The sequence below is a fragment of the Streptacidiphilus sp. P02-A3a genome (assembly GCF_014084105.1).
GTDB lineage: Bacteria > Actinomycetota > Actinomycetes > Streptomycetales > Streptomycetaceae > Streptacidiphilus.
This window is the reverse complement of record NZ_CP048289.1, coordinates 5678457-5691617: the sequence shown is the minus strand read 5'-3', so window position 1 is coordinate 5691617 and position 13161 is coordinate 5678457. Positions and strand designations below refer to the sequence as shown.

Sequence of the window (13161 nt, the reverse complement as noted above, 5' to 3'; positions counted from 1 at the left end):
AGCCCTCCTCGAAGCGTGCCGCTACGAGGAAGGTTCTCCATGAACCATCGCACCAGCCGTACCAACGACCCGCGTCCCACCACCCGGTTCGGGCGCCCCACCGGCGCGCCGCGGACCAACCCGGCCGCCTCCCGCGGCCGGTCCGCCGGGCAGCAGGGCGCGCCGCGCCGCCGCCCGCTGGTCCAGTCGGGCGAGTTCGAGATGCCGGTCAGCAGCACCCCCTCGCTGCCCGCCGTGCAGGCCTTCGCCGAGCTGGACATGCCCGGCGCGCTGCTCGCCACGCTCACCCGCGAGGGGCTGACCGAGCCCTTCCCGATCCAGGGCGCGACCCTCCCCAACTCCCTTGCCGGGCGCGACGTCCTCGGCCGCGGCCGGACCGGCTCAGGCAAGACCCTGGCCTTCGGGCTGGCCATGCTGGCCCGCACCGCCGGGCGCCGGGCCGAGCCCAAGTCGCCGCTGGCGCTGGTCCTGGTGCCCACCCGGGAACTGGCCCAGCAGGTCGCCGACGCGCTCACTCCCTACGCCACCTCGGTCAACCTGCGGCTGACCACCGTGGTCGGCGGCATGTCGATCACCCGCCAGTCGGCCGCGCTGCGGCGCGGCGTCGAGCTGCTGATCGCCACCCCGGGCCGGTTGAAGGACCTGATCGACCGGGGCGACTGCCGGCTCGACCGGGTCGCCATCACCGTCCTGGACGAGGCCGACCAGATGGCCGACATGGGCTTCCTGCCCCAGGTCACCAACCTGCTGGAGCAGGTGCAGCCGAACGGCCAGACGATGCTGTTCTCGGCCACTCTGGACCGCAACGTGGACCGGCTGGTCCGCCGCTTCCTGACCGACCCGGTCACCCATTCGGTCGATCCCTCGGCCGGTGCCGTCACCACCATGGACCACCACGTCCTCTATGTCGCCGACGCCGACAAGCGCGCGGTCACCGTGGAGATCGCCGCCCGCGAGGGCCGGGTGATCATGTTCATGGACACCAAGCACGCCACCGACAAGCTGGCCAAGGAGCTGCTCGCGAACGGCGTCCGCGCCGCCTCGCTGCACGGCGGCAAGTCCCAGCCGCAGCGCAACCGGGTGCTGGAGCAGTTCCGCGACGGCCACATCACCGCGCTGGTCGCCACCAACGTCGCCGCCCGGGGCATCCACGTGGACAACCTGGACCTGGTGGTCAACGTCGACCCGCCGACCGACCACAAGGACTACCTGCACCGCGGCGGCCGGACCGCCCGCGCCGGGGAGTCCGGCACGGTGGTCACGCTGGTGCTGTCCAACCAGCGCCGGGAGATGGCCCGGCTGATGTCCGACGCCGGGATCACCCCCAACAACGACCGGGTCCGCTCCGGTGACGCCGAGCTGTCGCGGATCACCGGCGCCCGCAAGCCCAGCGGAGTGCCGGTGGTGATCACCGCCCCGGCCCCGGCCGTCCCGGCGCAGACGCCGCGCAAGCCGCGCCCGGCGGGCTCCGGCTCGCGCGGCGGCAACGGCGGCGGCCGCTCCGGCTCCGCGGCGGGCTCGCGCGGCGGAGCGGCGGCTGCCAGTGCGGCCCAGCCGCGCAGCCGCCGCCCGCGCCGCAGCGGCGGCAGCGGCACCGGAACCGGTGCCTCCCGCCCCGGCCGTCCGGCCTGAGCCGGGCCCCCGAACACTGAAGGCGGGCACCCCCCCGTGGTGCCCGCCATCTGGCACGCGTACGCGCCGAGGGCCCATCCTGGTATGGACCACCACGTCAAAAGCACCCCCGACCAGGGGTGATTCCGGCTCCGACCGGGGGTTCTCCGCTTTCCCCGGCGATTGGCGCTGGGATACGGTCGCGGAACCCCCACGCACGGGGATCCCGGGACGGGCGAGTCAGGCACAGAGCCAGGTATCGAGTCAGGAACAGTCACGTGGCCACAGTTGGAACAGACGATGGATCGCGCGGGAGACCGGTGCGCGTCATCGTGGTGGACGACGAGGCGCTGATCCGCTCCGGTCTGGCGATGATCCTCGGCAGCGCGCCCGACATCGAGGTGGTCGGCACCTGCTCCGGGACCGAGGCCCTGTCCGCGGTGCGGTCCCTGCACCCGGACGTGGTGCTGCTGGACATACGGATGCCCGACATCGACGGGCTCACCCTGCTGCGCCGACTGCGGGCCCTGCCCGACAGCCCGTACGTGGCCATGCTCACCACCTTCGACACCGACGAGTACCTGGACCAGGCGCTCAGCATCGGCGCCAGCGGCTTCCTGCTCAAGGACACCGACCCGGAGATCCTGGCCAGCTCGGTGCGCGCGGTCGCCACCGGCGCGGGCTGCCTGTCCTCGCCGGTACTGCGCCGGCTGCGGGAGAGCCGCCCGCGCACCGTCGGCGGCGTCGGCCTGGACAGCCTCACCGCCCGCGAGCGGCAGGTGCTCGGCCACCTCGGCCAGGGCCTGTCCAACGTCGAGATCGGCGCCCGGATGCACCTGGGCGCCGCCACGGTCAAGGACTACGTCAGCGCGGTGCTGACCAAGCTGGGCGTCGCCAACCGGATCCAGGCGGCGGTGCTGGCCGAGCGGGCCGGGCTGATCGAGGACAGCGAGGCACTGTGAACTCCACCGGTTTCCGGCTGTCACGCCCGCTGCCCCCCGGGGTGTACTCGGTCCGGCCCCGGCTGCCCCGGATCCGCTCGCCGCGGGTCCGCTCCTGGGCGGTCACCATCGTGCTGTTCATCGCCGCGATGCTGGACGCCTGGCTGAACTACCCGCCGCCGCGCGACTGGACCTTCTACGCCTCGGTGATCGCCGCCACCGCGCTGCTGCTGCGCAACCGGTACCCCCGGGCGGTCCTGCTGGTCACCCTGCCCGGCCTGTACACCGGGACCGCCATGGTGGCCGCCATGGTCGCCCTGTACGGGGTGGCCCGCAGCCGCCCGCCGGGGCGGCAGCTGTGGACCGCCACGGTGCTGGTCGGCCTCGGCCTGTTCATCCCCTGGCCGCTGAGCGAGTTCGTCAGGGAGACCACCAGCGACCACATCCAGGACCTGATACACGCGGTGATGCTGGCCGGGGGCCCGGCCGCGCTGGGCCTGCTGCTGCAGACCCGGGAGAGCCTGAAGGCCCGGATCGCCGAGCTGGCCACGCTGCGCGACCACGAGCGGGAGCTGCACGCGCAGACCGTGCTGGCCCGCGAGCGCGCCCGGATCGCCCGGGAGATGCACGACGTGGTCTCGCACCAGGCCGGTCTGATCGCGGTGCAGGCCGGGGCGCTCCAGGTGACCGCGAGCGACCCGGAGGTCCGGCAGACCGCCAAGATGCTCCGCGGTCTGGCCGTGGCCACGCTGGAGGAGCTGCGCACCATGATCCTGGTGCTGCGCGCCGCCGGGGCCGGACCCACCGAGCTGGTGCCGCAGCCCCGGCTGACCGACCTGCCCCGGCTGGTCGCCGAGTCCGAGGTGGACGCGGTGCTGCACCTGTTCGTCCCGGAGGAGGCCGCCCTGCCGGAGCCGGTCGAGCGGGCCGCCTACCGGACCGTGCAGGAGGCGCTGACCAACGTCCGCAAGCACGCCCCGGGCGCCTGGACCGAGGTGAGCGTGCTGCTGGACGGCGACCGGCTGCTGGTCGCGGTCGAGAATGGCCCGGCCCCGGCCGAGCCGGGTCGGCTGGACCTTCCCGGCGGCGGCCACGGCATCGTCGGCCTGCGCGAGCGGGCCACCCTGCTCGGCGGGACGCTGCGGGCCGCGCCGCTGGAGGACGGCGGCTTCGGCGTCCGACTGCGGGTGCCGGTCACCCCGCCCGCGAGCACGGCCCGGGACTGACCGGGCCGGTGACCTCCGCCTGCTGACTGCCGGACGGTCTAGGCTCGGTCGCGTACCGAACGTGTGGTGATTCAGGATGGAGTCAACGTGATGTCCGAGGGAACCCGTCCGGACCGGCTCGCGCTCGACCGCTCGCCCGAATGGGCCGAGTTGGGCAAGCACCGGGCACAGCTGGGCGAGGTGCGGCTGCGCGAGCTGTTCGCGGCCGACCCCCAGCGCGGCGACAGCTACACCCTCCAGGTCGGCGACCTGTACCTGGACTACTCGAAGCACCTGGTGACCGACGAGACACTGGCCCTGCTGCGGCAGTTGGCGAAGGCACGCGGGGTCGCCGAGCTGCGGGACGCCATGTTCCGGGGCGACAAGATCAACATCACCGAGCACCGCGCCGTGCTGCACACCGCGCTGCGCGCCCCGCGCGGCGCGGTGATCGAGGTGGACGGCGAGAACGTGGTCCCGGCCGTGCACGCGGTACTGGACAAGATGGCCGCCTTCTCCGAGCGGGTCCGCTCCGGCGAGTGGAAGGGCCACACCGGCAAGCGCATCCGCAACATCGTCAACATCGGCATCGGCGGCTCGGACCTCGGCCCGGCGATGGCCTACGAGGTGCTGCGCTCCTACACCGACCGCGACCTGACCGTCCGCTTCGTGTCCAACGTCGACGGCGCCGACCTGCACGAGGCGGTCCGCGACCTGGACCCGGCCGAGACGCTGTTCATCGTCGCCTCGAAGACCTTCACCACCATCGAGACCATCACCAACGCCACCTCGGCCCGCAACTGGCTGCTGGGCAAGCTCGGCGCCGGCAAGGAGGCGGTGGCCAAGCACTTCGTGGCCCTGTCGACCAACACCTCGGGGGTGGCGGACTTCGGCATCGACGTCGACAACATGTTCGAGTTCTGGGACTGGGTCGGCGGGCGCTACTCCTACGACTCCGCGATCGGCCTGTCGCTGATGATCGCCATCGGCCCGGAGCACTTCCGCGAGATGCTGGACGGCTTCCACCTGGTCGACGAGCACTTCCGCACCGCCGATCCCGAGCAGAACGTGCCGCTGCTGCTGGGCCTGCTCGGGGTCTGGTACGGCGCGTTCTTCGACGCCCAGTCGCACGCGGTGCTGCCCTACTCGCACTACCTGTCGAAGTTCACCGCCTACCTTCAGCAGCTGGACATGGAGTCCAACGGCAAGTCGGTGGACCGCGAGGGCGAGCCGGTGCGCTGGCAGACCGGCCCGGTGGTCTGGGGCACCCCCGGCACCAACGGCCAGCACGCCTACTACCAGCTGATCCACCAGGGCACCAAGATCATCCCGGCCGACCTGATCGGATTCGCCCGGCCGGTGGCCGAGCTGGAGCCCGACCTGGCCGCCCAGCACGACCTGCTGATGGCCAACCTCTTCGCCCAGGGCCAGGCGCTGGCCTTCGGCAAGACCCCGGAGGAGGTCGCCGCCGAGGGCGTCCCGGCCGAGCTGGTCCCGCACAAGACCTTCAAGGGCAACCACCCGACCACCACCATCCTCGCCGAGCGGCTGAGCCCGTCGGTGCTGGGACAGCTGATCGCGCTGTACGAGCACAAGGTCTTCGTCCAGGGCGCGATCTGGAACATCGACTCCTTCGACCAGTGGGGCGTGGAGCTCGGCAAGGTGCTGGCGAAGAAGATCGAGCCGGTCCTGGTCGAGGGCAAGGGCGGGGAGTCGCTGGACTCCTCCACCGCCGCCCTGGCCGACCGCTACCGCGCGCTGCGCGGGCGCTGACCGTCCCCGGCGGCGGGGTCGGCCGACCCCGCCGCCGGACCGCAGAACATCGAGGACGACCGGGGGGTTGTTCCGCATGACGGACGAGGCGACCACAGTCGCGCTGAACGAGTTCCTGGCCGCCGCGCCGGACGAGCGGCCGCGGCTGGCGCCGGAACTGGTCCAGGACCTGGGGGAGGCCAGGCTCCAGCAGATCCTGGCGGCGACCTGGGACCGGGTGGGCTCCTTCGTCTCGGTCACCGACAGCGGTCGGGGGCCGCACATCGTCGGCACCCGGGGCCGGGTCGCGGTGTGGGCGGCGACCGGTCCCACCGGGCGGCTCACCGGGCTGCGGGTCTCCAGGGCACCGGGCGCGCGGCAGTCGGCGCCGACGCTGTCCCGGTGCTACCGGTTCGGGTGGGCGGCGGCGTTCGCCCTGTGCGTCGGCAGGCTCTGGACGGTGGGCTCGGTGCCCGCCTGGGCGTCCTTCGCGCTGCCGCTGGCGCTGCTGCTGGTCCTCGCCGAGGGCTACGGCGCGCCGTCGCGCTGGGACGTCCCGCCGTGGGTGCGCCGGGTGTTCCTGCTCGGCGCGGCGGCCGGCGCGGTCTCGGCGCTGCGGCTGGGGGCACTGCCGACGGGCGGACCGGGGGAGTACCTCGGGCCGCTGCTGGCGCTGGTGGTGCTGGGCCCGCTGACCGGCCTGCTGATGGCGGCCCGGCGGCACCGCTGGGAGACCACGGTGTCCGTGCCGCTGGAGTTCCCCTGCGACAGCGGCAGCTGGTACATCGCCCAGGGCGGCGGGCGCGGGCTGAACCACCACTACGCCGTCCCGCCGCAGCGCGGGGCGCTGGACATCCTGAAGGTGGGGCCGCGCGGCACCCGCTCCCGGTCGGCGCCGCGCGGGCCCGCCGACTACGCCTGCTACGGCACCCCGCTGTTCGCGCCCTGCGCCGGGACGGTGTCGCTGGCGGTCGACCGGTACCCGGACCAGGTCCCGGGGCGTCCGCGCTACGGGCCGGTGTTCGGCAACGAGGTCCGGATCGACACCGGCAGCGAGACCGTGCTGCTGTGCCACCTGCGTCCGGGCTCGGTCCGGGTGCGCACCGGGGACCGGGTCCGCGCGGGGGACCTCCTCGGGGAGGTCGGCAACTCGGGGAACAGCACCGAGCCGCACCTGCACCTGCAGGCCGAACGCGACGGCGTGGGCCTGGAGCTGCGCTTCACCGGGGTCACCGGCGGGCTGTGGCGCGGGCGGGTGCTGCGGCAGCGGCGTCCGGCGGACGGCCCGGTGGTCACCAGGGCATCGCCACGCCGCCGTTGGGGCGCAGGATCTGCCCGGTGACGAACCGGGCGGCGTCGCTGACCAGGTAGTGCACGGCGTAGGCGACGTCCTCCGGCTCGCCGATCAGGCCCAGCGGGGACATCCGGCGCAGCGGTTTCTCGGCGGCGGCCCGGGCGGCCTCGTCCACGCCGCCGTCGGGCAGCAGGAAGTGCCGCGCCGTCATCGCCGTCCGGACCACGCCCGGGGCCACCGCGTTGACCCGGACCCCGTACCGGCCGACCTCGGCGGCGAGGTTCCGGGTCAGCTGGACCACGGCGGCCTTGGACACCGAGTAGCTCATGATCTCCGGGGTGGCCGCGTCGACCGCGCCCGAGGCGGTGTTCACGATGCTGCCGCCGCCCTGCGCGCACATGATCCGGGCGGCGCACTGGCAGGCGTGGAAGGTGCCCTTGAAGTTGACGTCGAGCACCGCGTCCAGGTCGGCCTCGGCCACGTCGACGACCAGGCCGGTGCGGATGATCCCGGCGACGTTGCAGAGGATGTCGAGCCGCCCCTGCTCCGCGGCGGTGGCCTCCAGCAGCGCGAACACCCCGGCCCGGTCGGCGACGTCCAGCGTCGCGGCCCGGCCGCCGATCCGGGCGGCGGTGGCCTCGGCCGCCGGTCCGTCGACGTCCGCGCAGACCACCCGGGCCCCGGCGGCGGCGAGGACGGCCGCGGTGGCCCGGCCGATCCCGCTGCCAGCGCCGGTGACCACGGCCACCCGGCCGTCCAGCCGGTGGGGGAGCGGAAGCGTCATCGGGGGCTCCTACGGTCGGCTGCGTAGCTGACGGATAATCAGAACTATCACGATCGCCTTGACGAGTGAAGCGAGAGTACGATTGATTACTGATAAGTAACTTCCTGGAGGGTTGGACCGCACCATGACGATGACACCGGTTGAGCAGGTCTCCGGCCGCGACGCCGCCCCAGACTCCGAGTTCGACCGGGGGTCGGCCGTGGTGGAGCGCGAGGGCGCCCCCGGCGTCTACGACGCGGAGCTCGACCCGGGGTGGCGCATCGGCGGCGGGATCAACGGCGGCCTGCTGCTGGCGCTCGCCGCCCGGGCGCTGTCCCGGCACCTCGGCGACGGCACCGGCCACGTCGACCCGGTCTCGATCAGCGGCTACTACCTCAGCGCCTCCCGTCCCGGCCCGGCCGAGGTGCACGCCGAGACCGTCCGCGGCGGACGCACGCTGTCCACCGGTACCGCCCGGCTCGTCCAGCGGGACGAGGACGGCAGCCCCGTCGAGCGGCTGCGGGTGCTCGCCTCCTACGGCGACCTGGCCGCGGCCGAGGGGGAGGTGCGCACCAGCGCCGCCCCGCCGCTGATGCCGCCGCCGGACCAGTGCATCAGCACCGAGCACGCCCCGCCCCAGTTCCTGGCCCAGGCCGACCTGCTGCACCGGCTCGACCTGCGGCTCGACCCGGCCAGTGTCGGCTGGGCGCTCGGCGAGCCCAGCGGCGAGGGCCGGATCCAGGGCTGGCTGCGGCTCGCCGACGGACGCCTCCCCGACCCGCTGATGCTGCTGCTCGCGGTGGACGCGCTGCCGCCGGTCACCTTCGACCTGGGCCTGTTCGGCTGGACCCCGACCATCGAGCTCACCGCCCACGTCCGGGCCAGGCCGGTGCCCGGCTGGCTGCGGGTGGTCCACTCGACCCGCAACCTCGCGGGCGGCTACCTGGAGGAGGACGCCGAGGTCTGGGACGAGTCCGGCCGCCTGGTCGCCCAGTCCCGCCAGCTCGCCGCGGTGCCCCGCCCCAGCTGACCGCCACCGCCACCACCGTCCGCGCCGGGGCGGTCAGCATCCGGATCGCGCGGGCCTGCTCCTGGTCCAGGTCGCGAGGGTAGGTGCGGGTCCCCCCGGCCTCGACGACGGCGTGCGGGAAGGGCCAGACGGAGGACCAGTCGGTCGCGGTCGCCGCACGGATGATCACCCGGTCGGTCCAGCGGCCACGACCCGCCCGGGGCGCAGGGGTTTTCCCCTCCGCCCCCGGGAACGGCAGAATGCTGGTGGAGTCCCTGCGAGAAGGCGGTAATCGAGCGTGACCCTTCACAATGCGTCCATCCAGCAGACCATCGCCGAAGAACTCGGCGTCAGAGCCGGACAGGTGCAGGCCGCCGTCGAACTGCTCGACGGCGGGGCCACCGTGCCCTTCATCGCCCGCTACCGCAAGGAGGCCACCGGCGAGCTCGACGACGCCCAGCTGCGCACCCTGGAGGAGCGGCTGCGCTACCTGCGCGAGCTGGAGGAGCGCCGTACCGCGATCCTGGAGTCGGTCCGCGGTCAGGGCAAGCTGGACGAGGCGCTGGAGGCGCAGATCCGAGCCGCCGACTCCAAGGCCCGGCTGGAGGACATCTACCTCCCCTACAAGCCCAAGCGCCGCACCAAGGCGATGATCGCCCGCGAGGCCGGTCTGGAGCCGCTGGCGGACCTGCTGCTGGGCGACCCGGGACGGGACCCGCAGACCGAGGCCGCCGCCTTCCTGAACGAGAACGTCGCCGACGCCGCCGCGGCGCTCGACGGCGCCCGCTCGATCCTGGTCGAGCGCTTCGGCGAGGACGCCGACCTGATCGGCGCGCTGCGCGAGCGGATGTGGGGCCGAGGCCGCCTGGCCGCCGCCGTGCGCGGGGGCAAGGAGACCGAGGGGGCGAAGTTCTCCGACTACTTCGACTTCGCCGAGCCCTTCGTGAAGCTCCCCTCGCACCGGGTGCTGGCGATGTTCCGGGGCGAGAAGGAGGACGTCCTCGACCTGACCCTGGAGCCCTACAGCGACGAGGCCGACGCCGAGGCCCCCGGCGGCTACGAGGCCCGGATCGCCAACCGCTTCGAGATCGCGGACCGGGGCCGCCCCGGCGACCGCTGGCTGCTGGACACCGTCCGCTGGGCCTGGCGCACCCGGATCCTGGTCCACCTCGGCATCGACCTGCGGCTGCGACTGCGCACCGAGGCGGAGGACGAGGCGGTGCGGGTGTTCGCGGCGAACCTGCGCGACCTGCTGCTGGCCGCGCCCGCCGGGACCCGCGCCACCCTGGGCCTGGACCCGGGCTTCCGCACCGGCGTCAAGGTCGCCGTGGTCGACGACACCGGCAAGGTCGTCGCCCACGACACCATCCACCCGCACGTCCCGGCCAACCGCTGGGACGAGTCGATCGCCACCCTGGCCAAGCTCTGCGCCGCGCACCGGGTGGACCTGATCGCCATCGGCAACGGCACCGCCTCGCGGGAGACCGACAAGCTCGCGGGCGACCTGATCAAGCGCCACCCGGAGCTGGGACTCACCAAGGCCGTGGTCTCGGAGGCCGGCGCGTCCGTCTACTCCGCCTCCGCCTACGCCTCGCAGGAGCTGCCGGAGCTCAACGTCTCGATCCGCGGCGCGGTCTCCATCGCCCGGCGGCTGCAGGACCCGCTGGCCGAGCTGGTGAAGATCGACCCCAAGTCGATCGGCGTCGGCCAGTACCAGCACGACCTGTCCGAGGCCAAGCTGTCGCGCTCGCTCGACGCCGTGGTCGAGGACTGCGTCAACGGCGTCGGCGTGGACGTCAACACCGCCTCCGCGCCGCTGCTCACCCGGGTCTCCGGGATCACCGCCGGACTGGCCGAGAACATCGTGGCGCACCGCGACGCCAACGGCCCGTTCCGGACCCGCAAGGGCCTGAAGGACGTGGCCCGGCTCGGCCCCAAGGCGTTCGAGCAGTGCGCGGGCTTCCTGCGGATCCCCGGCGGCGACGACCCGCTGGACAGCTCCAGCGTCCACCCCGAGGCCTACCCGGTGGTGCGCCGGATCCTGGCGCAGACCGGCGGCGAGCTGAGGACGCTGATCGGCAACGGCGGGGTGCTCCGCGGCCTGCGCCCGGCGGCCTTCGCCGACGAGACCTTCGGGGTGCCGACGGTCACCGACATCCTGCGGGAGCTGGAGAAGCCGGGCCGCGACCCGCGTCCGGCCTTCCGCACGGCGGCCTTCAAGGAGGGCGTCGAGAAGCTGTCCGACCTGGAGCCCGGCATGCTGCTGGAGGGGACGGTCACCAACGTCGCCGCGTTCGGCGCGTTCGTCGACATCGGGGTCCACCAGGACGGCCTGGTGCACGTCTCGGCGCTGTCGAAGACCTTCGTCAAGGACCCGCGCGAGGTGGTGAAGTCCGGTGACATCGTCCGGGTGAAGGTGCTGGACGTGGACATCCCGCGCAAGCGGATCTCGCTGACGCTGCGACTGGACGACGAGGCGCAGCCCGCCGCGCGTTCGGGCCAGCGGCCGGACCGCGGGCAGGAGCGCGGCCAGGAGCAGCGCCCGCCCCGGCAGCCGCAGGGCCAGCAGCCGCAGCAGGGGCAGGGCCGTTCGGGCGGTGGCCGCCAGCAGCAGGGCCAGCAGCCGTCGCGCGCGCCCCGGCCCCGGGGCGGCGACACCGGTGGCGGCGGCGCGATGGCCGACGCGCTGCGGCGGGCCGGACTGGGCTGAGCCGGCTCCGGCTGCCAGCAGCCGATGGCACAGTGGATCCTGTTTCCGAGAAATGCTGGCGCAAGGCTCGACAACTCGTATTATTTCCAGAGGAAGCCCCGGTCGCTCCCCCGTGCGAACGGGGCTCCCTCATTCCCTGACGTTCATCCGCGAGCCCCGTCCGGGCCGTGCCGCAGCCAGACCGCCGTGTCGGTCGGCAGCGCCAGCCCCGCCGCCGTGGTCGTCAACTCCCCGCTCACCAGCAGCACCTCCGGCCGCGACGGCAGCGGCAGCGGCTCCGGGCCGAAGTTGAGCACGCAGCGGAACCCGCCCGGGCGGGTGAAGTCGAGCACCCCTTCGGGGGACGGCAACCAGTCCATCGGGCCGTCGCCGAGGCCCGGGTGGGTGCCGCGCAGCCGCAGCGCCGCCCGGTAGAGCTCCAGGTGCGAGCCCGGGTTCCCGGTCTGCGCGGCGACGCTGACGTCCCGCCAGGCGGTCGGCTGGACGTCCAGCCAGGGCGCCGCGCCGTCCGGACCGAAGCCGAACGGCGGCTCCTTGCCGCTCCACGGCAACGGCACCCGGCAGCCGTCGCGGCCCCGGTCCACCCCGCCGGTGCGCAGCCAGACCGGGTCCTGCCGCAGCTCGTCCGGGATGTCCTCGACCTCCCACAGGCCCAGCTCGTCGCCCTGGTAGAGGTAGACCCCGCCGGGCAGCGCCAGGGTCAGCAGCGCCGCCGCCCGGGCCCGGCGGGTGCCGGTCTCCAGGTCCACCGGCAGGCCGTGCCGGGCGGCCCGGTCGAAGCCGTAGGTGGAGTCGGCGCGGCCGTAGCGGGTGACATGGCGGGTGGTGTCGTGGTTCGACAGCACCCAGGTCGGCGGCGCGCCGACGGGGGAGTGGGCGGCCAGGGTGGCGTCGATCACCTGGCGGAACTCGACGGCCCGCCAGGGGGCACGCAGCAGCGCGAAGTTGAAGGCGGTGTGCAGCTCGTCCGGGCGCAGGTAGCGGCAGAAGCGCTCCGGGTCGTTCTCCCACAGTTCGGCCACGAAGGCACGTTCCCCGGGGTAGCCGTCGGTGACCCGGCGCCAGTCCCGGTAGACCTGGTGCACCCCCTCCTGGTCCCGCCACGGGTCCGGGCGGCCGTGGTGCCCGGCACTGTCGGGCAGTCCGTCCTCCTTGACCAGGTGGTCGGTGACGTCGATCCGGAAGCCGTCCACGCCCCGGTCCAGCCAGAACCGCAGCACCGACTCGAACTCGGCGCGGACCTCCGGGTGGTCCCAGTTCCAGTCCGGCTGCTCGGGCGCGAACAGGTGCAGGTACCACTCGCCGGGGCTGCCGTCGGCCTCGGTCACCCTGGTCCAGGCCGAGCCGCCGAAGTGCGAGTGCCAGTCGCCGGGCGGCAGCGCGCCGTCCGGGCCGAGCCCGGGACGGAAGTGGAAGCGGGCCCGCTCGGGCGAGCCCGGACCGGCGGCCAGCGCGGCCCGGAACCAGGGATGCTGCTCGGAGCAGTGGTTGGGGACCAGGTCCACGATGATCCGCAGGCCGTGGCGGTGGGCCTCCTCGATCAGCTGCTCGGCCTCGCCGAGGCTGCCGAAGGCCGGGTCGATGTCCCGGTAGTCGGCGACGTCGTAGCCGCCGTCGGCGAGCGGCGAGACGTACCACGGCGAGATCCACAGGCCGTCCACGCCCAGTTCGGCCAGGTACGGCAGCCGGGCGCGGAGCCCGGCGAGGTCGCCGGTGCCGTCGCCGTTGCCGTCGGCGAAGCTGCGCGGGTACACCTGGTACAGGGCCGCCCCCCGCCACCACGGCTGTGCCCGCGTCGGTGCCTGTGCCTGCGTCGGTGGCTGTCCCTGTTGCTCACTCATCCACGGGGCCTCTCTCGCGCGCGTCGTGTGCCATC

At 73.8% G+C, this 13161-nt stretch carries 9 protein-coding genes; 7 read left to right on the top strand and 2 right to left on the bottom strand.

Annotated features, from left to right (window positions below; genetic code table 11):
* Positions 1 to 39: 39 nt before the first annotated feature.
* The 5 genes from GXP74_RS24390 to GXP74_RS24370 all read left to right on the top strand — a co-directional run bounded on the left by GXP74_RS24390 (position 40) and on the right by GXP74_RS24370 (position 6851).
* On the top strand, positions 40 to 1632 hold the full coding sequence (locus GXP74_RS24390; protein ID WP_182453381.1) for a DEAD/DEAH box helicase: 1593 nt from the start codon (positions 40 to 42) through the stop codon (positions 1630 to 1632).
* 308 nt (positions 1633 to 1940) lie between these two features.
* Positions 1941 to 2573, top strand: coding sequence for a response regulator transcription factor (locus GXP74_RS24385; protein ID WP_225448671.1), 633 nt, complete (start codon positions 1941 to 1943; stop codon positions 2571 to 2573).
* A complete protein-coding gene (locus GXP74_RS24380; protein ID WP_182453380.1) occupies positions 2570 to 3778 on the top strand; it encodes a sensor histidine kinase in 1209 nt (402 codons plus the stop codon). Before GXP74_RS24385 ends, GXP74_RS24380 begins: the two co-directional genes overlap by 4 nt.
* 90 nt (positions 3779 to 3868) lie before the next feature.
* Positions 3869 to 5530, top strand: coding sequence for a glucose-6-phosphate isomerase (gene pgi, locus GXP74_RS24375; protein WP_182453379.1), 1662 nt, complete (start codon positions 3869 to 3871; stop codon positions 5528 to 5530).
* A 76-nt stretch (positions 5531 to 5606) separates the two neighbouring features.
* On the top strand, positions 5607 to 6851 hold the full coding sequence (locus GXP74_RS24370) for a M23 family metallopeptidase (RefSeq protein WP_182453378.1): 1245 nt from the start codon (positions 5607 to 5609) through the stop codon (positions 6849 to 6851).
* Here GXP74_RS24370 and GXP74_RS24365 read toward each other — a convergent pair.
* Positions 6802 to 7587 (bottom strand): SDR family NAD(P)-dependent oxidoreductase, encoded by a 786-nt coding sequence (locus GXP74_RS24365; protein WP_182453377.1) that lies wholly within the window; start codon positions 7585 to 7587, stop codon positions 6802 to 6804. The two genes, GXP74_RS24370 and GXP74_RS24365, sit on opposite strands and share 50 nt — an antisense overlap.
* A 124-nt stretch (positions 7588 to 7711) precedes the next feature.
* Here GXP74_RS24365 and GXP74_RS24360 point away from each other — a divergent pair, with 124 nt between their 5' ends.
* Both GXP74_RS24360 and GXP74_RS24355 read left to right on the top strand, forming a co-directional pair.
* The gene (locus GXP74_RS24360; protein WP_225448147.1) at positions 7712 to 8596 is read left to right on the top strand and encodes a thioesterase family protein; all 885 of its coding nucleotides are present in this window, start codon (positions 7712 to 7714) and stop codon (positions 8594 to 8596) included.
* 277 nt (positions 8597 to 8873) lie between these two features.
* Complete coding sequence (locus GXP74_RS24355) at positions 8874 to 11285, top strand: Tex family protein (RefSeq protein ID WP_182453376.1); 2412 nt, start codon at positions 8874 to 8876, stop codon at positions 11283 to 11285.
* A gap of 143 nt (positions 11286 to 11428) precedes the next feature.
* Here GXP74_RS24355 and GXP74_RS24350 read toward each other — a convergent pair whose 3' ends face one another.
* The gene (locus GXP74_RS24350) at positions 11429 to 13126 is read right to left on the bottom strand and encodes an alpha-amylase family glycosyl hydrolase (RefSeq protein ID WP_182453375.1); all 1698 of its coding nucleotides are present in this window, start codon (positions 13124 to 13126) and stop codon (positions 11429 to 11431) included.
* Positions 13127 to 13161 lie beyond the last annotated feature (35 nt).